Annotated in this window: 17 protein-coding genes and 1 tRNA gene; 7 read left to right on the forward strand and 11 right to left on the reverse strand. The window is 52.6% G+C overall.

Translation table 11 applies throughout. From position 1 onward, the window contains the following. Positions 1 to 101 precede the first annotated feature (101 nt). Entirely contained in the window at positions 102 to 686 is a 585-nt protein-coding gene (locus tag EHSB41UT_RS00595) for a YajG family lipoprotein (RefSeq protein WP_165767106.1), read from the forward strand. A gap of 74 nt (positions 687 to 760) precedes the next feature. Here EHSB41UT_RS00595 and hemH read toward each other — a convergent pair whose 3' ends face one another. The 8 genes from hemH to hemA form a co-directional block, all read right to left on the reverse strand. Continuing rightward, positions 761 to 1,798 (reverse strand): ferrochelatase, encoded by a 1,038-nt coding sequence (gene hemH / locus EHSB41UT_RS00600; protein WP_242667213.1) that lies wholly within the window; start codon positions 1,796 to 1,798, stop codon positions 761 to 763. A 64-nt stretch (positions 1,799 to 1,862) separates the two neighbouring features. Continuing rightward, positions 1,863 to 3,056, reverse strand: coding sequence for a Na+/H+ antiporter NhaA (nhaA, locus tag EHSB41UT_RS00605; RefSeq protein ID WP_087105877.1), 1,194 nt, complete (start codon positions 3,054 to 3,056; stop codon positions 1,863 to 1,865). A 129-nt stretch (positions 3,057 to 3,185) separates the two neighbouring features. Next, the gene (locus tag EHSB41UT_RS00610; RefSeq protein WP_087105879.1) at positions 3,186 to 4,085 is read right to left on the reverse strand and encodes a GNAT family N-acetyltransferase; all 900 of its coding nucleotides are present in this window, start codon (positions 4,083 to 4,085) and stop codon (positions 3,186 to 3,188) included. After that, positions 4,082 to 5,011, reverse strand: a complete 930-nt coding sequence (locus EHSB41UT_RS00615; RefSeq protein ID WP_087105881.1) for a polysaccharide deacetylase family protein — start codon at positions 5,009 to 5,011, stop codon at positions 4,082 to 4,084. The genes EHSB41UT_RS00610 and EHSB41UT_RS00615 overlap by 4 nt, the downstream gene beginning before the upstream one ends. Positions 5,012 to 5,084: 73 nt before the next feature. After that, on the reverse strand, positions 5,085 to 5,849 hold the full coding sequence (locus EHSB41UT_RS00620; RefSeq protein ID WP_087105883.1) for a HesA/MoeB/ThiF family protein: 765 nt from the start codon (positions 5,847 to 5,849) through the stop codon (positions 5,085 to 5,087). 7 nt (positions 5,850 to 5,856) lie between these two features. Continuing rightward, entirely contained in the window at positions 5,857 to 6,735 is an 879-nt protein-coding gene (prmC, locus tag EHSB41UT_RS00625; protein WP_087105885.1) for a peptide chain release factor N(5)-glutamine methyltransferase, read from the reverse strand. A 10-nt stretch (positions 6,736 to 6,745) separates the two neighbouring features. Then, positions 6,746 to 7,834, reverse strand: coding sequence for a peptide chain release factor 1 (gene prfA / locus EHSB41UT_RS00630; RefSeq protein ID WP_087106854.1), 1,089 nt, complete (start codon positions 7,832 to 7,834; stop codon positions 6,746 to 6,748). A 201-nt stretch (positions 7,835 to 8,035) separates the two neighbouring features. Further along, a complete protein-coding gene (gene hemA / locus EHSB41UT_RS00635; RefSeq protein WP_087105887.1) occupies positions 8,036 to 9,283 on the reverse strand; it encodes a glutamyl-tRNA reductase in 1,248 nt (415 codons plus the stop codon). Positions 9,284 to 9,635: 352 nt separating this feature from the next. On the opposite strand from hemA, the gene EHSB41UT_RS00640 reads away from it, so the two are divergent. From EHSB41UT_RS00640 to pth, 6 genes are all read left to right on the forward strand, one after another. Then, positions 9,636 to 11,456 (forward strand): tetratricopeptide repeat protein, encoded by a 1,821-nt coding sequence (locus EHSB41UT_RS00640; RefSeq protein ID WP_087105889.1) that lies wholly within the window; start codon positions 9,636 to 9,638, stop codon positions 11,454 to 11,456. Positions 11,457 to 11,482: 26 nt separating this feature from the next. Then, positions 11,483 to 12,142 (forward strand): lipoprotein insertase outer membrane protein LolB, encoded by a 660-nt coding sequence (gene lolB / locus EHSB41UT_RS00645; protein ID WP_165767107.1) that lies wholly within the window; start codon positions 11,483 to 11,485, stop codon positions 12,140 to 12,142. A gap of 251 nt (positions 12,143 to 12,393) precedes the next feature. Continuing rightward, positions 12,394 to 12,468 (forward strand) — tRNA-Gln (locus EHSB41UT_RS00650). Positions 12,469 to 12,555: 87 nt separating this feature from the next. Then, a complete protein-coding gene (locus EHSB41UT_RS00655) occupies positions 12,556 to 13,497 on the forward strand; it encodes a ribose-phosphate pyrophosphokinase (protein WP_087105892.1) in 942 nt (313 codons plus the stop codon). A 201-nt stretch (positions 13,498 to 13,698) separates the two neighbouring features. Continuing rightward, complete coding sequence (locus EHSB41UT_RS00660) at positions 13,699 to 14,322, forward strand: 50S ribosomal protein L25/general stress protein Ctc (protein WP_087106856.1); 624 nt, start codon at positions 13,699 to 13,701, stop codon at positions 14,320 to 14,322. A 43-nt stretch (positions 14,323 to 14,365) separates the two neighbouring features. Beyond that, the gene (gene pth, locus EHSB41UT_RS00665; RefSeq protein ID WP_087105893.1) at positions 14,366 to 14,968 is read left to right on the forward strand and encodes an aminoacyl-tRNA hydrolase; all 603 of its coding nucleotides are present in this window, start codon (positions 14,366 to 14,368) and stop codon (positions 14,966 to 14,968) included. Positions 14,969 to 15,180: 212 nt separating this feature from the next. Here the strand turns inward: pth and focA are convergent, their stop codons facing one another. The 3 genes from focA to EHSB41UT_RS00680 form a co-directional block, all read right to left on the reverse strand. Continuing rightward, the gene (focA, locus tag EHSB41UT_RS00670) at positions 15,181 to 16,032 is read right to left on the reverse strand and encodes a formate transporter FocA (protein WP_087105895.1); all 852 of its coding nucleotides are present in this window, start codon (positions 16,030 to 16,032) and stop codon (positions 15,181 to 15,183) included. 241 nt (positions 16,033 to 16,273) lie between these two features. After that, on the reverse strand, positions 16,274 to 16,717 hold the full coding sequence (locus EHSB41UT_RS00675) for a phosphomannose isomerase type II C-terminal cupin domain (protein ID WP_087105897.1): 444 nt from the start codon (positions 16,715 to 16,717) through the stop codon (positions 16,274 to 16,276). A gap of 84 nt (positions 16,718 to 16,801) precedes the next feature. Beyond that, the gene (locus EHSB41UT_RS00680; protein WP_087105899.1) at positions 16,802 to 17,647 is read right to left on the reverse strand and encodes a sterol desaturase family protein; all 846 of its coding nucleotides are present in this window, start codon (positions 17,645 to 17,647) and stop codon (positions 16,802 to 16,804) included. Between the last annotated feature and the right edge of the window lie 83 nt (positions 17,648 to 17,730).

Here is a 17,730-nt window from a genome sequence, read left to right on the forward strand (position 1 = left end):
GCCAATTTCCTGCCCGTGTTTGTTGTGTGCACATGTTGCGTCATAGCGGTTATGGGGAGAGAATTTGAAGAGATTTCCAATAACGCCCAAGAGGACTGGATGTGTTCGGATACAAAGTAAGAAAGAGATTGCTTCCGGCGTTTGCAGCCATTTTTGTGTTGGGTGGCTGTGCGTTAAGCCCACAGAACGTGACGATTGCCCCAGCGGTTAATTCTTCTGCCAGTCAGATCGCCTTGAATGGACCGGTAACGGTAACAGTGTACGACCAGCGAGCGACTCCATGGATCGGTGATCGTGGTGGTGTCTACAGTGGCAACAAGATTGGCATTGCCAATAGTATTCAGGATGGCGTGCGCACATCGGTCGAAAAGGTATTGCTGGAGTCCGGCATGCAGCCGGGTAACTCGGCAACCGCTCCGCAGTTTCAGGTCTTTATCGATAACCTGACTTACAGTGTTCCTGCTGAAAGTTACATCACCAAGGTGGATTTGAAAGCAAATATTCGGGTGGTTGTCCGGACTGAAAGCGGCGTTTATGAAGGCAGCTACGGTGCTCAGGAAAGTCGTCGTGTACTCAAGGCGCCTTCCGATGAAGATAACCAGATCATGATTAACGAGATTCTCGGGGCGGCTATTCTTCGTGCTTTTGAAGACCCGGGGCTGATGCGCTATATGGCCCGAATTTGATTTGTAGATCGTGAGCCAAAAATAGAAAGGCTGTTGATGATTTCATCAACAGCCTTTGTTGTAAGAGCTGATTGTCAGCTGGCCTGATAGGACTCAGCCCATTCTGCCAGTGTTTTGGCCCAGGCTTCATCGGTATTCAGGCAAGGGATAAGTTTGAACTCTTTGCCGCCATGTTCCAGAAAATCTTCTTTGGCTTCCATACCAATTTCTTCCAGAGTCTCCAGGCAATCAACAGTGAAAGCCGGGCAGATCACCAAAAGCTTTTTGGCACCTTTCGCGGCAAGATCGCGCACGGTTTGATCCGTTGCTGGCTCCAGCCACTTGGCCCGGCCAAGACGTGATTGAAACGCTACGCTCCATTGTTCATCAGATAACCCGGCCTGCTTGGCAAAAGCCTTGCTGGTGGCAAACACCTGATGACGATAACAGGTGTTATGGGCAACCGATGGCTTGTTACAGCAGTTCTCTTTTAAGCAGTGGTTGCCGGTTGGGTCATCCTTGCGGATATGACGCTCTGGTACACCATGGTAGCTGAACAGCAGATGATCCCAATCACCGTTTTTCAGCTCTTCAATCACCGGGCCGGCACTGCGAATCAGATGCTGGATGTAGTCCGGGTGTTCAAAGAAAACCGGGTGGGTAATCAGCTTTTGTGTGAGCTGGTGTTCTTTGAATACACGCTCCGCTTCTATGATGCAGGTTTTGACTGACGACATCGCATAATGCGGGTAGAGCGGCAGCATCAGAATCTCTTTAATCCCCTCGATTTTAGAGAGTCTGAGAATTTCCTGCTCCATGGATGGATTGCCATAACGCATGGCCAGTGCCACCGGCAGTTCGGTGTTTTCAGTAACCTTATCGGTCAGCTGTTGGCTGAGAACCTTGAGCGGTGAACCTTCTTCCCACCAAATGCTTTTATAAGCCTCAGCCGATTTTGCCGGCCGGGTTGGCAGGACAAACGCGCTGACAATCAAGCGTCGCAGTGGCCACGGCAGGTCGATGATGCATGGATCCATCAGAAACTGGTTAAGATAGCGGCGTACATCCGCAACTGAGGTAGAATCCGGAGAGCCCAGGTTAACCAGAAGTACAGCTCTGCCCTTCATTTCCATTGATCACTTCCCGTTATAATTTGAGCATGCTGCGTTGGCAGCATGCTCTTTATCAGGAGCGGCTTTAAGCCGTTTTCTGTTGCGCTGGCTTTTGTACCGGAGCGGTATTCTTCAGCACCAGGAAGCCAACAATAGCCGATAGGAAGGAGCCCACAAGAATACCGGCACGGTCGGCAATCAGATATTGAGCACCTGTTGTTTCAAAGGCCAGAGAGCCGATAAACAGACTCATGGTGAAACCAATACCACACAGTGCCGATACACCGTAGATATGCATCCAGCGTGTGCCTTCCGGTAGTTTGGCAAAGCCTAGTTTGATAACGACAAAGGTAAAGAGGAAAACACCAATCTGCTTACCGAAGAACAGGCCGGTAATAACACCCAATGGGCTTGGGTCCATCAAACCGGTCATCTGTTGAACGGTCATGGCCACACCGGCGTTGGCAAAAGCAAAGACCGGAAGAATAAAGAAGTTCACCCAGCTGTGGAGCTTGTGTTCCAGAGCCACAAGCGGTGATTTGCCATCTTCATTCAATGCACGCAGAGGAATAGTGAAGGCCAGAGCTACACCTGCCAGAGTCGCGTGTACACCGGATTTCAGTACACAGGTCCACATGATCACGCCGACCAGCATATAAGGGCCTAGCTTGGTAACGCCGGCACGGTTCATAAAGAACAGAATCACCAGACAGATACCGGCCAGAGTGATGGACACTGTGGACAGATCAGAGGTGTAGAACAGGGCAATAATGATAATGGCACCCAGGTCATCAATGATTGCCAGGGCCATCAGGAAAATTTTCAGAGAAGGTGGTACGCGGGAACCCAGCAGAGCCAGTACACCCAGAGAGAACGCGATATCGGTTGCAGTGGGAATCGCCCAGCCTTGCAGAGCAACCGGGTTGTCATAGTTCAGAGCCACATAACACAGAGCTGGTACTACCATGCCGCCGACAGCGGCTACGCCAGGAAGAACCATCTGACTTGGGGTTGAGAGCTGACCGGAAATAAATTCCCGCTTTACTTCCAGACCAATCAGCAGGAAGAACAGAGCCATCAGACCATCGTTGATCCACAGCAGCATAGGCTTGGAAATTTCCAGAGCACCAACAGCGACGGTGATGGGCACATCCAGCAGCATATCGTAGAAGGTGTATAGCGGCGTATTGGCGGCAATCATGGCCAGAATCGCTGCACCTATTAGCAGTATGCCAACGGAGGTTTCCTTGTGTAAAAACTTCTGGATCGCCGTAACCATATGAGCAAAGTAGCCTTTGTTGCTAAGGGGTAATGCGTGCGAATTCGTTGTAATCCGCATTCCCGCAAAGCGGTAAATGTACCAACAGACTTTTAAATAATGAAGAAAATTTGAATTCAGAGCTTGGCTTTAGCCCATTTCTAACGATGTTATGCCATAAACGCCAGCCAGATTGATGGGAGGTGGTGTGCCCCGGTACATGCGCATGACTTCGCTGATAATTACCATTTTATTGTCGTTTGCCAGGTTGATGGCATTTTGATTGGGCTCGGGAATGTCAAGGTAGAACGGGGGGCGGTTTGAAAGTGCTAAAGCAGTAAATAGCAGACTCTCAGCAATGGCACGACTTTGGGCAAAGAGCGGCCCTATCTTGCTGCCAATCACGCAGGGGCGAATCACGATGTATCCGGCAAGCTCCCCCTGATATTGGGCGGCCAGTGCGATAACGTCCTCCTGATAGCACCAGACTTTCAAAAAGTGGGAGCGGCAGGCTTGGAAGTAAAATCTGTCGAATGCAGTTAGTAAATGTGGGCTGACTGAGGACAGAGGGATCACCGTGATATCGGAATGTTGTTCGAGCTGCGAGTTGGCCAGGCATTGTTCAACAATGGCCTCAGGCATGCAGAAGCGAATATTGCGATAGCTGCTGCGGAAGCCAATGTGGGAATAAATAGTCACATTTTCTGTTACGCCATCCAGCCCGATACAGCGCTTACCCGCCATCTCCAGTCGTTTCTGGGTCATGGCCATACCAAATCCCAGTTTGCGAAACTCTTCCTGAACCATGTACAGGCCAAAAAAGGCATAGCGGCTGTCGTACCGCATCACCGATGAGAAGCCAATCGGCTGGCCATCAAAATGGATACACAGCATGCCTTCCTGATTCACAGCCAGAAAGACCTCTGCATCATTCAAGCCGGGGTTCCAACCTTCCTGTTGTGCCAGTGCGACTGCCATTCTGGCTTCAGTGGCTGTCATTGCGTTGATAGGCAGGCTGTGGTGCTGATCTGAACGGTTGGGTTTACTCACAATGCTTCACGCAGGGCATAGCTGTCAGGCGCTGTGATCTGACTGCGCCAGAGTGATGCGATGGCTCCTCGCTGGCAAAACCAGACCCGATCGTGACTGCAGGCATATTTCAGAAACCGGTAGACCGCATCAGCTCGGCCGGGATGACCGGAGAAGCGAGTGTGCAAAGCCAGCGTCATAATTCGTGGGCTGTGTTCACTCTCTCGATATAGCTGATCAAAGGTGGCTTTCATGGTCAGCCAGGCATCTTCCGGGCTACTCCAGCCGGGAGACATGGCATAGCGGCAATCATTGCAGACCAGTGTGTAGGGAATCACCAGATGGTGATGGCCGTCTATGGGCACGTAATAAGGCAGTTCGTCGTCATAGGCATCGGAATCCCAGCTGATGCCAGCGCTGGCCAGCAGGCCGCGGGTGTACGAGCTTTTGCGACCGCTGTACCAGCCTGTGGCTTTCTGGCCGGTAAGGCTGTGGATAATCTCCAGTGTTCTGTGGATATGCTGCAGTTCATCCTGTTCGGTGATCTTGCTGTAATCCAGCCAGCGCCAGCCGTGGCCGACCAGCTCCCAACCTGCCTCGTGAAAAGCTCTGGCCAGTGCCGGGTTTCTTTCCAACGCCAGTCCACAGGCAAAGACAGAAGCAGGAACTTTAAAGGACTTGATAATATCCAGCAGACGCCATGCGCCAATACGTGCGCCGTAGCTAAACAGGGATTCACAGGACATATGGCGATGAGGGCTGGCTTGCATCCCCGGCATATCGGTCAGCCAGGATTCGGAATGATCATCGCCATCCAGAGGGCAGGACTCAGACCCCTCTTCGTAATTGACCACAATGCTGACTGCCAGCCGGTTGTTCTCCGGCCAGACAATCGCAGGAGGCTTGCCAGCGTAGCCCTGAAGATTGCGCGGATAATAGTCAGGCATAGTTGTCTATCGAGTCCTGTCCAGACAGAGCAGGACTAGATATAGATCACAATGCCGAGGGTCGCAAAAGCGATCAGGCCTCTTTTGAACAAGCACCTTTTGAGCAAACAGCACACTCAGGATCTTTGGCCAGACCCATGGTACGAAAGTCTGCGGTCAGTCCATCGTAGATCATCAACTTGCTGGCCAGAGGCTGGCCAATACCTGTGATGACTTTTATAGCTTCAACGGCCTGCAGAGAACCGATCACACCGGTCACCGGAGACAGAATGCCCGCTTCGCTGCAGGTCAGCTGCTGCTCGTCCACATCACTGTAAAGGCAGGCGTAGCAGGGGGTTTCTGGTGTCAGGTTGAATACGGAAAGCTGACCAGTAAAACCAATGGCTGCACCGGAGACCAGAGGCTTACCAAACCGAACGCCCATCTTGTTTAACAGGAATCGGGACGGGAAGTTATCCGTGCACTCAATCAGCACATTCACCTGTTGTACCTGCTCGGCCAGAGCTTCTTCATCCAGCCGACCGGCAATGGCATTTACATGGGTATCCGGGTTGATGGCATGAATGCTTTCGGTCAGAGATATCGCTTTGTTCGTACCGAGATCCCGGGTGGTATGGGCAATCTGGCGTTGCAGGTTGCTCAGGTCAACCGCATCATCATCGACGATAGTAATTGATCCAACACCTGCTGCAGCCAGATAGAGAGCCGTGGGGCAGCCCAGGCCACCTGCACCAATAATCAGAACCCGGGCAGCCAGTAACTTATCCTGCCCGGCAATATCAAACTGAGGCAGCATGATCTGTCGGCTGTAACGCAGCAGTTGATCGTCGTTCATCATGAGGCGGTTAACCTTCCTCGGCCGGTTTGCCCGGCTTACGTCCTAGGGTTATACGATCGTGCCCGGCCAGATCCTGTACCGTGCGGATATCAACAAAACCATTGTCGTGCAGAATATCTCTGACCTGTTCACCCTGATGATAACCATGTTCCATCATCAGCCAGCCATCGTCGTTCAAGTAAGCTGGAGACTGTTGGCTGATCAGGCGAATATCGTCGAGGCCATCGATACCGGATGTCAGTGCGCTGGCGGGCTCAAAACGGACGTCACCTTCCGCGAGATGAGGATCGTTATCGACGATATAAGGCGGATTGCTGACAATCAGGTCGAAGCCTTCACCGGCAAAAGCACTGAACCAGTTACTCTCGACAAAGGTCACACGCTCTAGCTGGTTACGCATGGCGTTTCTTTTCGCCAGAGCAACAGCCTCCGGAATACGGTCGCAGCCATATACCGTCCAGCCCGGGCGCTCTTTAGCCAAAGCAAGAGCGATGGCTCCAGTACCTGTTCCCAGATCCAAAGCCCTTTGGGGTTTGTGATCACACAGTTCCAAAGCGGTTTCGACCAGATGCTCAGTATCCGGGCGGGGAATCAGGGTGCTGGGTTCAACACTTAACTCCAGACTCCAGAAGTCTCGAGTACCGGTCAGGTAGGCAACAGGGTGGCCTGCTTTCCGCTGTTCCAACAGGGCAGAAAACTGTTCGAGCTGGTCATCAGTCAGTTCGTGTTCCGGCCGTGAGAACAGAAAGCTGCGCTCTTTCTTCAGGATATGGCAGAGCAGCAGCTCAAGATCGAGCCGGGCCGTATCAGACACCTGCGCCAGCTCGGAGGAGCGGCGCAGCAGGGCGTCTATACGGTGAGGGTTGTTGAGTGGTGTGTCTGACATAAACCGGTAATCAGGATTCCTGAGCCAGAGCCGCCAGCTGATCTGCCTGATACTCGGTCATCAGCGGTTCAATCACCGGGTTCAGGTCGCCTTCCATAACGTCAGGCAGTTTGTAGAGAGTCAGGTTGATGCGATGATCGGTTACCCGGCCCTGTGGGTAGTTATAGGTACGGATACGCTCGGAGCGGTCACCACTGCCGACCAGACTCTTGCGGGTGTCAGATAGTTCTTTGGCTGCCGCATCCTGCTGAGCGGTTTTCAAACGTGCATTCAGCAAAGCCATCGCTTTGGCTTTGTTCTTGTGCTGGGAACGTTCGTCCTGGCACTCAACCACCAGACCGGTTGGCAGGTGGGTGATACGAATGGCAGAGTCGGTGGTGTTAACGTGCTGACCACCGGCACCGGAGGACCGGTAGGTGTCGATACGCAGGTCTTCCTTGCGGATGTTCACTTCTTCCTGTTCGTCCGGCTCGGCCATAATGGCAACGGTGCAGGCTGAAGTATGGATACGGCCCTGAGATTCGGTCGCCGGAACCCGTTGTACGCGGTGGGCGCCGGATTCAAACTTCAAACGAGCGTACACATCTTCACCGACCACGCGGGAGATAATTTCTTTGTAGCCGCCGTGTTCGCCTTCGCTGGCACTGATAACCTCAACCTTCCAGCGTTGGGTTTCTGCATACTTGGAGTACATGCGGAACAGATCGCCGGCAAAGATAGCAGCTTCGTCACCGCCGGTGCCAGCGCGGACTTCCAGAAACACGTTATGGGCATCGTCCGGGTCTTTCGGCAGCAACAGAATCTGCAGTTCCTGCTCCAGCTCTTCCAGACGCTTGCCGCCTTCGGCAATTTCTTCTTCCGCCAGTTCTTTCATATCCTCATCGCCATCTTCGAGCATGGCGCGGGCTTCTTCGAGGTCTTCTTGGGTCTGGCGGAACGCGTTATAGCACTGGGTCACTTCCTCAAGTTCGGAGTATTCCTTGGAGAATTTGCGGAACTTGTCCTGGTCGCCAATCACTTCCGGGTCACTGAGCAGAGCGCCAAGTTCTTCAAAACGATCAGCCAGACTATCGAGCCGGTGGAGCAGTGATTCTTTCATACAGTCGGTTGGTGCCAAAGATAAGGACGGTGATTTGAGGGGGTAATCATACCCTGAATTTCAGGCCATGTGATGTGTGGTTAACAGCCGGTTAATGATTGCTGCCTCCCACCTCGCAGTGCTGTCCTGCACTGGGAGGTTCTCAGGCCATCCCTGGCCTTTGGAGTCAGCAGTCATTAACCGGCCTGTTGGGAGTAGGGGTTAATCCTGCGTCAGCAGTTCGCGAGCCCAGTCCAGTTTAGTGGTTTCACCATTCTCGCCCGCTTTTCGCAACTGAACACAAGGCGTGTGGATAAGCTTGTTGGTCAGGCCGCGAGCCAGTTGCTGGAGAACCTGTTCCGGTGCTTTGCCGTTTTCCAACATCTTAAGCGCTTTCTGGAGTTCCTGAGCCTGAATCTCTTGTGCCTGTTCCCGGTAGTGGCGCACCACATCGACGGCATCCAGGGAGCGCATCAGAGCGAGGAAGTTTTCTGCGCCTTTGACGATAAGTTGTTCGGCTTCCTGGGCGGCTTCCTGACGACTGCGAACATTGTCTTCGATAACAGCTTTCAGATCGTCCACCGAGTAGAGGTAGACGTCTGCCAGATCGCCGACTTCCGGTTCGATATCTCTTGGTACGGCAATATCGACCATAAACATCGGGCTGTGGCGGCGGGCTTTCAGTGCTCGTTCTACGGCACCCTTGCCGAGAATTGGCAGCTGACTGGCGGTGGAGGCGATTACGATATCAGCCCGATGGAGGTATTCGGGGATATCAGCTAGCAGGATGGCTTCAGCGTTGTATTTGTCCGCCAGATTCAGAGCGCGTTCCAGCGTCCGGTTGGCGATGACGATTTTGCCGATACCCTGTTCACGAAGGTGTTGGGCCACCAGTTCTATGGTTTCCCCGGCGCCAACCAGCAAAGCAGTGTTGTCCTTCAGGTTGGCGAAGATCTGTTTGGCCAGGCTGACAGCAGCAAAGGCTACGGAAACCGGGTTCTCGCCAATGGCTGTCTGGGTGCGAACGGTTTTTGCGGTGGTGAAAACGTTCTGGAACATCCGGCTCAGCGGGCCGTGGATGGAACCGGCTTCCTGAGCAACCGCATAGGTGGACTTCATCTGCCCCAGAATCTGTGGCTCTCCCAGAACCAGAGAGTCCAGGCCGCAGGCGACCCGCATGATATGGCGGATCGCTTCCTGCCCTTCATGGCTGTAAGCATGCTCATGAAGCATTTCATAATCGGCGCGATGAAACTGTCCCAGCCAGGCAATAATGGCGGGGGATTCTGTTTCGCCGTAGAGATAGACCTCAGTCCTGTTACAGGTCGAGAGAATGGCGGCTTCCTGCACGCCTTGCAGCTGCTGGATATCCTGCAGGGCCGGAATCTGCTGCTCAGGGGTAAAAGAAACTGTTTCTCTGAGGCTGACCGGAGCTGTCCGGTGATTAATGCCAACTGCGAGAAATCCCATAACCTACCATAGTATCTGCCCGGTCGTTCGTGTCATTGCACGATCTTGGGCTTTGTTTATATAGCCTTTTCAGAAAAACAACTACAAAAGGAAGCCGTTCTGAAACATCCCTGAAAGACGCAGCTGCATGACAAGCGATGTTAAGAGCTTTTTTTACGTCTGTCATAATCAAATAAAAATACAGCCGAGTGCTGGCTGCCGGGAAGAATTGTCCTATGTATGTGTAATGACTGCAAATTTAGGGTGTGTTCTCAGTTAAACCTGCGGAGGTCGATGCTTCATTGAGAAGGCCCCCTAGGCTGTGTCATTATGAATTTCTTCTGCACATGAATGTGAGAACAAGCGCAATAATATGGCGGATCAAACCGTGAGCCTTACCCCATTGTTTTGTGGATGGACGAAAAAACTCTCCGTTCGGGCTGTTTCTGCCCTGACGGTTATGGCGCTGCTTGGTGGTTGTTCCACGCTGGAGAGCCATATGAGCCAGCTGGCTGCTGCCAGTAAAACAGACGCTAAGGCGGCTCCGGTGGCTAAGTCCGCCACTGTGCAGAGTGAGCTGCCCCCGGCCGATTTTGAACCGGATACCCTCTACGATCTGCTGGTTGCCGAGATGGCAGCGTATGAGCAGCGTCTCGATCTGACCCTTGGTAACTACCTCCAGCAGGCCCATAAAACTCAGGATCCGGGTCTGGCTGAGCGCGCCTATAGCGTAGCTTCTGTGGTGAATTCCCGTCAGGCAGCAGGTGATGCCGCCCGCTTGTGGCTGCAGGTGGATGCCGGTAATCCCAATGCGATTCGGGCCAATGCGGTTGAGCAGGTACTGAATGGCGATGTTGAAAGTGCCATTCCCGCGTTTGTAAAAGTTAAGGAGCAGGGCGGCGAAGCACCGTTTTTGCTGCTGGCTGTGCAGTCGGCCCGTGTCTCCGAAGAGATTCGGGATAGTTTGATCAATCAGTTCCGTGGTTTTGAAAAGCGCTGGCCGGATGATATTACCGTCCAGATCGGTCTGGCGATCCTGCTACAGCAACAGGGTGACCTGGACGCGGCTCTGGAGCAGGCCAGCTCTATCAAGGCTGAAGGTGGCCAAGAAGCGACCGTAACGCGCATCCGGGCTCAGCTGCTGGATGAACTGGAACGCCCTCAGCAGGCTCTGAGCCTTCTGCGTTCCGGGTTGGAAACCTTTCCGAATGATCCACGTATGCGCCTGTTGTTTGGTCGCCTGCTGGTGAAAAGTGGTGATCTGACCGGTGCCCAGCGTGAGTTTGAGATCCTGGTGGCTCAGCAGCCTCACAACCCTGACCTCCTTGCCTCTGTGGGGTTGATTGCCATGGAGAATGGCATGCCAGGTCAGGCCGGCTTCTATTTTCATCGGCTGAGTAAATTTAAAGGGCGTGCCGATGAGGCGCACTACAATCTGGGGCGGGTGGCGCAGCAGATGGATGACTGGAAAGAAGGTCGTAAACACCTTCTCAAGGTTAAGCCAGGTGGTTATTTTGTTGCTTCCTATGCTGCCCTGACCCGAATGCTTTCGGATCATGAACAGTGGTCTGTAGCCCGTCAGGATCTGGAAAAGGCCCGGGCAGCACATCCCGAGTTCGCGCCACGTTTGTATATGGTAGAAGGCGAGATTCTTCAGGAACAGCGTAGTTACGATCAGGCTGCCCATGTTTATGATAAAGCGCTGGCGTTGTATCCGGACGATGCCAACCTGCTGTATTCACGAGCCATGCTGGCGGAACGGATGGATGACCTCGGCCGTCTGGAGTCCGATCTGCGCAAAATCATCCAGAAAGATCCTGAAAATGCTGCGGCTTTGAACGCTCTGGGTTACACATTGGCCGATCGCACCAAACGTTACAGCGAAGCCCGGGAGCTGATCGACAAAGCTTATCAATTGAGATCGGATGACCCGTCCATTATCGACAGCATGGGCTGGGTTGAGTTTCGTCTTGGGAACTACCCGGAGGCCGAGCAATATCTGCGCCGTGCCTATTCTCTGTTCAAGGAAGATGACGCCGGTATAGCCGAAGTGGCAGCCCACCTTGGTGAGGTGCTTTGGGTTCAGGGCAAGCAGGATGAAGCCCGTGCCGTTTGGAATAAGGCGCTGGAATATCAGTCGGATGATGAAATCCTGAAATCCACTATTGAACGCCTGCAGGCTGCCGACGAGTAATGACTCATCGGAACGGAATGGATCTCATGCAGTTATTTGGAAATCTGGTGCGTAAACGTCTTCCTGTTGTCGCAGTTTTGAGCCTGTTATTTCTGGCTGGCTGTGCGTCGAACCAGCGTATCACTCCGGCTCCGGACAAGCCTTTGTCCAATGCTGAGCTGGAACAGGCCTGGCAGCATAATCTGGCACAGGCCCGCAAGGTGGACAGCTGGCATGTCAGTGGCCGTGCCGGGGTGAAGACGCCTCAGCAGTCTGGTGCCGTGACCATCAGCTGGGATCGAAGCCCGGAAACTTTCTCCATTTATATGACCGGTCCGCTCGGGCAGACTCTTGCCCGGCTGGAAGGGCAGGGCAAAGACGGGGACTACCATCGGGTATCACTGGATGTTCCCGGTAATGAACCGGTTGTCTCTGGCTCTGCTGAACAGCTGCTCTATCTGCAGACGGGCTGGATGTTGCCCTTTACCTCCCTCGATTACTGGATGCGCGGTATGCCGGCCCCCGGTAATGACTATGTACGAGTGCTGAATGAACGAGGCTATCTGGCAGAGCTACATCAGAATGGCTGGAAGGTCAGTTACGGCAGTTATCGGGATGTGAGTGGTGTTCAGCTGCCAGAAAAGGTAAGGGCTACCCGTGAAGGGGTTGCGGTGATTCTCTCGATAAAAGAGTGGGAATTGCCCTGAATCAAATCCCGATTTGACAGCTGGAAGTATCCTCAGTAGAGTAGCGCCGCCTTCGGGAGACAGGCTCTTCCGAATAGCTGCGAGATTGAACCTCCTGACTCTGTGTTCATCTTTGCAGGTCTCCTGCGGGTTGCAGAGCTCTTGGATGTCGGTGTATCTTCCAGCATTCGGGTGTGAAGTTAATAATAAGGCTGGTTAACAGTCGCAGCTTTTTTAACGCATACTTTGTATGTCGTTGAAGCTAAAGTCGTTGGGGTGTCGCCAAGCGGTAAGGCAACGGGTTTTGATCCCGTCATGCGCAGGTTCGAATCCTGCCACCCCAGCCATATTCTGCACACGCCTCGTTATTTCTTCTTAAGAAAGTCCCGGAAGCTTAGCCTAATTCACCCACGCAATGATCCAAGGTATCTGTCGTGTCAAAAATGATGGTGTTCGCTGGGAACTCTAACCCGGAACTTGTTCAAAAAGTTGTTGACCATCTGCATATTCCCCTGGGCAAGGCTTCTGTAGGCCGTTTCAGCGATGGTGAAATCGCCGTTGAAATTCAGGAAAATGTTCGCGGTAAAGACGTTTTCATTATCCAGTCCACCTGTGCTCCTACCAACGACAACCTGATGGAAATGCTGGTTATGGCTGACGCAATGCGTCGTTCATCTGCCCAGCGTGTGACTGCCGTTGTTCCTTACTTCGGTTATGCCCGTCAGGATCGTCGCCCACGTTCTTCCCGTGTGCCTATCAGCGCCAAGGTTGTTGCAGATATGATCGCCAGCGTTGGTATCGATCGTGTACTGACCGTCGACCTGCACGCGGATCAGATTCAGGGCTTCTTCGATATTCCTGTTGATAACATCTACGGTTCCCCGGTTCTGCTGGACGATATCGAGCGTCAGGGCTTCGAGAACACCATGGTCGTTTCTCCTGACCACGGTGGTGTAGTGCGTGCACGTGCCTTCGCCAAGCATCTGAACACTGATCTGGCGATCATCGACAAGCGTCGTCCTGAAGCCAACCGTGCGGAAGTGATGAACATCATCGGTGATGTTGAAGGTCGTACCTGTATCCTGGTTGACGATATGGTCGATACTGCCGGCACCCTGTGCATGGCGGCCAAGGCTCTGAAGGCTAAAGGCGCAATCAAGGTTGTGGCCTATGCTTCTCACCCGGTTCTGTCCGGTCGTGCCATGGAAAATCTGACTAACTCCGAGCTGGATGAGCTGGTTATCACCAACACTATCCCGCTGAGCCCGGCTGCCAAGGCGATCGACAAGATCCGTGCCTTGGACATGTCTCCTCTGATTGCTGAGTCTGTACGTCGTATCAGCAATGCAGAGTCCATCAGCGCAATGTTCCGTTAATCACGGTGCGCTGATCCGCAGCTGATCCTCATGATCGGCCATCAAGAGCCCGCTTTTTGCGGGCTTTTGTTTATTTGTCAAAAGACGGCTCTGCCGTTATTATACGCCGCTTGTTTTTGGGCTGATCTGGTCGCGGTTCAGCCCCCACCACTCTCAGGATGAATCCAAGATCTGTCCGAGAGTTAACCTTTGGAGACTATTATGTCCGATTTTACTCTGAACGCTGTAGCGCGTAAGGACGTAGGGAAAGGTGCGAGCCGCCGCCTGCGCCACGCTGACCTGGTACCTGGCATCGTTTACGGTGGTGAAACTGCTCCTGTGCAGATCACTGTCGAAGGCCGTGCAGTACGTAAGTCTCTGGAAGCTGAAGCTTTCTACTCTTCCATCGTTACCCTGGTAGTTGATGGCAAGAACCAGAAGGCCCTGCTGAAGGACGTACAGCGTCATCCAGCTACTGGCGCAGCCATGCACCTGGACTTCCTGCGTGTTGATGCTGACCACGAAATCACCACCAACGTACCTTTCCACTTCCTCAACGAAGAAACCTCCGTTGGCGTGAAGGCTGGTGGTGTTGTTGTTCACAACCTGCAGGACGTAGAAGTACGTTGTCTGCCTGCTGATCTGCCAGAATTCATCGCTATCGATATGGCTGAAGTTGAACTGGGTGGTTCCGTACACCTGTCCGACATCACCGTACCTGCCGGCGTTGTTCTGACTCAGCTGGCTCACGGCGAAGAACACGATCTGCCAGTAGTAAGCATCAACGCAACCCGCGCTGGTGTTGAAGAAGAAGCTTCTGAAGAAGAAGCTGGCGACGAAGAGTAATCTTCATTAGATAAACTGATATCTGGCGTTGGGAAGGACTCTCATGACCAAGGCGGCAAACGCTTCCATTGAGTTAATCGTTGGCCTGGGTAACCCAGGTCGCGAGTATGAGGAAACCCGCCATAACGCCGGTGTCTGGTTTATCGAAGAGCTGGCCCGCGCCTGCGGAGCCACTCTTCAGCCCGAGAAGAAATTCCATGGGCTGACAGCCCGGATATCCTTGCATGGCAAGGATATCCGTCTCCTCTATCCCACTACGTTTATGAACAAGAGTGGGCTTGCGGTGGCAGCTATTGCCAATTTCTACCGCATCTCTCCTGAACAGATTCTTGTGGCTCATGATGAGCTGGATATTCCCGTGGGTACTGCGCGCCTGAAGCAGGGCGGTGGTCATGGTGGCCATAATGGCTTACGTGACATTATCAGCAGCCTCGGCAACAACAAGAACTTCCATCGTCTGCGTATCGGTATCGACCACCCTGGCAATGCCAAACTGGTGTCCGGCTATGTGTTGAGCAAGCCTTCCATTGAAGACCGTCGTAAGATCAACGAAGCCGTTGATGAGGCCACCTATGTGATGCCTGAGCTTCTGAATGGTTCAATGGCGAAGGCGATTCAGCAGCTGCATACCTTTACTGCCAAGTAATCTTTTTATTGGAGCTGAGTTTTCTAACCGTTCCCCGGAATGGATAGTGCTCCTCCCGCTCCAGCAATACGTCCATGTATTGAGTCGCTAGCCGGGCATCCTGCCCTTTGGCTGAGCAATATCAATTCCGACTCTCTCTTTATCTGCGCCTATATCTCAGGCAATAAAAAAGCGGACTCAAAGAATCCGCTTTCGACATATCTTGAAGTCGCTTAGTGCTTCTTCAGGAACACGCCCCAGTTAAACAGGCCAATCAGGATAGAACCGCCGATGATGTTGCCGATGGTGACAGGCAGCAGGTTCATCCACAGGATATTATCCAGGGTGATATTGGAGAAGTATTCCGGAGTCTTGCCAATCTCTGCCCAGAACTCTGGTGCTGCAACAGACTTGATGGCCAGACCTACAGGCAGCAGGTACATGTTGGCGATAGAGTGCTCGAAACCGGCTGCGATAAACATGGCAACAGGAAGAACCATAGCCAGCATCTTGCCGCTGGCGGCACGGGCACTGTAGCTCATCCAGACGGCCATGCAGACCATCAGGTTACACAGGATACCCAGAACCAGTGCCTGCCCAAAGGAGTGGCTTAGCTTGGCGTTGGCAATGTACAGGGCGGAGTGACCAATCTCACCATGACCGCCATGCCACTGATCGGTGTAGACAATCATCCAGACAATCATCAGGGAACCAATCAGGTTGCCTACATAGACAACGCCCCAGTTCTTGAGCATTTGAGGAATAGAAACCTTGCCACTGGCGGCAGGAATGGCAATCAGGGTGCTGCTGGTGAACAGGTCTCCGCCGCACAGAACGACAGCCATTAGACCCATACTGAAGGTGATACCACCAATCAGCTTGGCCATCCCGTAAGGCATATCTCCGGCGCCGGCCGAGACGGTGGTGTAGAAGACACCAGCCAGAGAAATCATCATGCCCGCCATAATGGCCAGCAGCAGAGTTTTGGAAACGGCTTTGTTCGCCTTGCCAAGAGCTATCTGTTCGCCAAGCTCGGCCATTGCATACGGCGAACGGGCTCCGGTTTCCAGAGCATTTGCTGTCATCGAGTTGTTACCGGTTTATCTCAAAGGGGGAAAGACCCAAGTGGATCTACGAGTGTTGTTAGAATGTAATGAACAACACCATAAGACGGAATACTCTTCAACAAAATACGTAGCTTTTCGACAAATTTTGCACAATTTACATTTTGCAGAGTTTACAGAGTTAGAACAGATAGAGGTTAGCCCCTATCTGTTTAACGTCAATTGCAGAAACTCATTTACGACAGTGTTCTTGTTTGGGTGTCTAATTCACAGCGCTGGCTCGCTGGTAATCATCTTCCAGCCGCACGATATCCTGTTCGTCACAATCACCCTGCTGCACCTCCGCAATGATAAGAGGGGTATCTCCTGTTGCAGCAGCGCGATGTCTGCTGCCTGCAGGCACATGGAATATCATCCCTTTATCAACGTTTGTGAATTGCTGATCACCTACCGTCACTGTCCCGCTTCCCTCCAGAATGAGCCAGAACTCGTCCCGGTGTTGATGGGTTTGCAAGCTAAAACGGTGCCCGGGATCAACCGTTAAACGCTTGATGACATAGTCTGTTCCACTCCCCAGAACTTCATATTTCCCCCAGGGTTTTTCAACGGTGAAAGGTTCATCTGCAAAAGTTGTCAGAGCAAAGAGTGCCGCAGCTACAAAAGTCAGCCACTGGAGATATGGGACACAGGTTTTATTTCTCAGCATGATACCGCCACTTATTGTTGGGAGTGGCGGTATATAGAGCAGGTTAACAAGAGCTGCCAGATATTGTGGCCTTGAGCGATAGAGTTAGCCCTGTCTCTGACGCTGCGAGTTGCGCAGAGCCTCTTCCTGTTGGGTAATCTCTATAGCTGTCAGACCGGCTTTGCGGCCTTTCAGGTAGCGTAGATAGGCCGGTATATGGGTTTTTCCCAGATACTCATCCAGATAGGGCAGGAAGCCCGCATAGTTGCCCTTGAATTTGGCATGATGGAAGTCGTGGTAGACCGGGCCTTTGTACAGCGGAAAGAGATGAGCGGGGTTCCAGGGAACGTCGTAGCCGATATGCCCGTCTGCCCCTTCAATCTGCCGAATCGCAACCCAGATCCAGACCACATAGATATGGGCACCGATCAGCATCGGACCAACCAGCGCCAGCCCGGCAGTCAGCACATATTCGACCCAATGCATGTAGTTGCCATTGATGCCGCAGGTATTGCGGATGCGATGATGAACACTGTGAATATGCTTCAGCAGCCATTTGTTCTCATGCATGTAGCGATGCATCCAGTAATAGAGAAAGTCATCCAGCAGCACAAAGAACAAAAGCTGAAGAATGATGATGTACCAGGCCGGCAAATCCCAGTTATGGACAGCCGTCAGTTTCATCAAGGGCCAGAACAGGATTAAAAGACCAATCAATATCATGTTATTGATGATGATCCGGCCAAAGGAGGGCCAGAGATACTTTTTCATCTCGAACGGTTTTTGTTGAATCTTGTATTTCTTAAGAGAGGGAGGATCAATCCAGGCGACGATGGTCCAGGGAATGGCCACGGTTAAAAATGTGAGCATGCTGATGGCCAGAGTGGCCATAGGATACTGCCAGAACCAGGGATCGTTATAAAACCCCTGCCAGAGCGCGAGTACATCCATGAGTAACCCGTATTATTATTTTTATCAGGTCAGCTCATCATAATCGGTAATACACTCGCAGGAAAACCGGTTGAATAGAAGCT

The sequence above is a fragment of the Parendozoicomonas haliclonae genome (assembly GCF_900174585.1).
GTDB classification, from domain to species: Bacteria; Pseudomonadota; Gammaproteobacteria; order Pseudomonadales; family Endozoicomonadaceae; genus Sansalvadorimonas; species Sansalvadorimonas haliclonae.

What these genes read in the sequence shown, in the direction of transcription:
- hemH (WP_242667213.1), bottom strand. Translation starts at nt 1,798, where the DNA reads ATGGAAATGAAGGGCAGAGCTGTACTTCTGGTTAACCTGGGCTCTCCG.
- nhaA (WP_087105877.1), bottom strand. Translation starts at nt 3,056, where the DNA reads ATGGTTACGGCGATCCAGAAGTTTTTACACAAGGAAACCTCCGTTGGC.
- EHSB41UT_RS00615 (WP_087105881.1), bottom strand. Translation starts at nt 5,011, where the DNA reads ATGCCTGACTATTATCCGCGCAATCTTCAGGGCTACGCTGGCAAGCCT.
- EHSB41UT_RS00620 (WP_087105883.1), bottom strand. Translation starts at nt 5,849, where the DNA reads ATGATGAACGACGATCAACTGCTGCGTTACAGCCGACAGATCATGCTG.
- prmC (WP_087105885.1), bottom strand. Translation starts at nt 6,735, where the DNA reads ATGTCAGACACACCACTCAACAACCCTCACCGTATAGACGCCCTGCTG.
- prfA (WP_087106854.1), bottom strand. Translation starts at nt 7,834, where the DNA reads ATGAAAGAATCACTGCTCCACCGGCTCGATAGTCTGGCTGATCGTTTT.
- hemA (WP_087105887.1), bottom strand. Translation starts at nt 9,283, where the DNA reads ATGGGATTTCTCGCAGTTGGCATTAATCACCGGACAGCTCCGGTCAGC.
- EHSB41UT_RS00640 (WP_087105889.1), top strand. Translation starts at nt 9,636, where the DNA reads ATGGCGGATCAAACCGTGAGCCTTACCCCATTGTTTTGTGGATGGACG.
- lolB (WP_165767107.1), top strand. Translation starts at nt 11,483, where the DNA reads ATGCAGTTATTTGGAAATCTGGTGCGTAAACGTCTTCCTGTTGTCGCA.
- EHSB41UT_RS00660 (WP_087106856.1), top strand. Translation starts at nt 13,699, where the DNA reads ATGTCCGATTTTACTCTGAACGCTGTAGCGCGTAAGGACGTAGGGAAA.
- pth (WP_087105893.1), top strand. Translation starts at nt 14,366, where the DNA reads ATGACCAAGGCGGCAAACGCTTCCATTGAGTTAATCGTTGGCCTGGGT.
- focA (WP_087105895.1), bottom strand. Translation starts at nt 16,032, where the DNA reads ATGACAGCAAATGCTCTGGAAACCGGAGCCCGTTCGCCGTATGCAATG.
- EHSB41UT_RS00675 (WP_087105897.1), bottom strand. Translation starts at nt 16,717, where the DNA reads ATGCTGAGAAATAAAACCTGTGTCCCATATCTCCAGTGGCTGACTTTT.
- EHSB41UT_RS00680 (WP_087105899.1), bottom strand. Translation starts at nt 17,647, where the DNA reads ATGGATGTACTCGCGCTCTGGCAGGGGTTTTATAACGATCCCTGGTTC.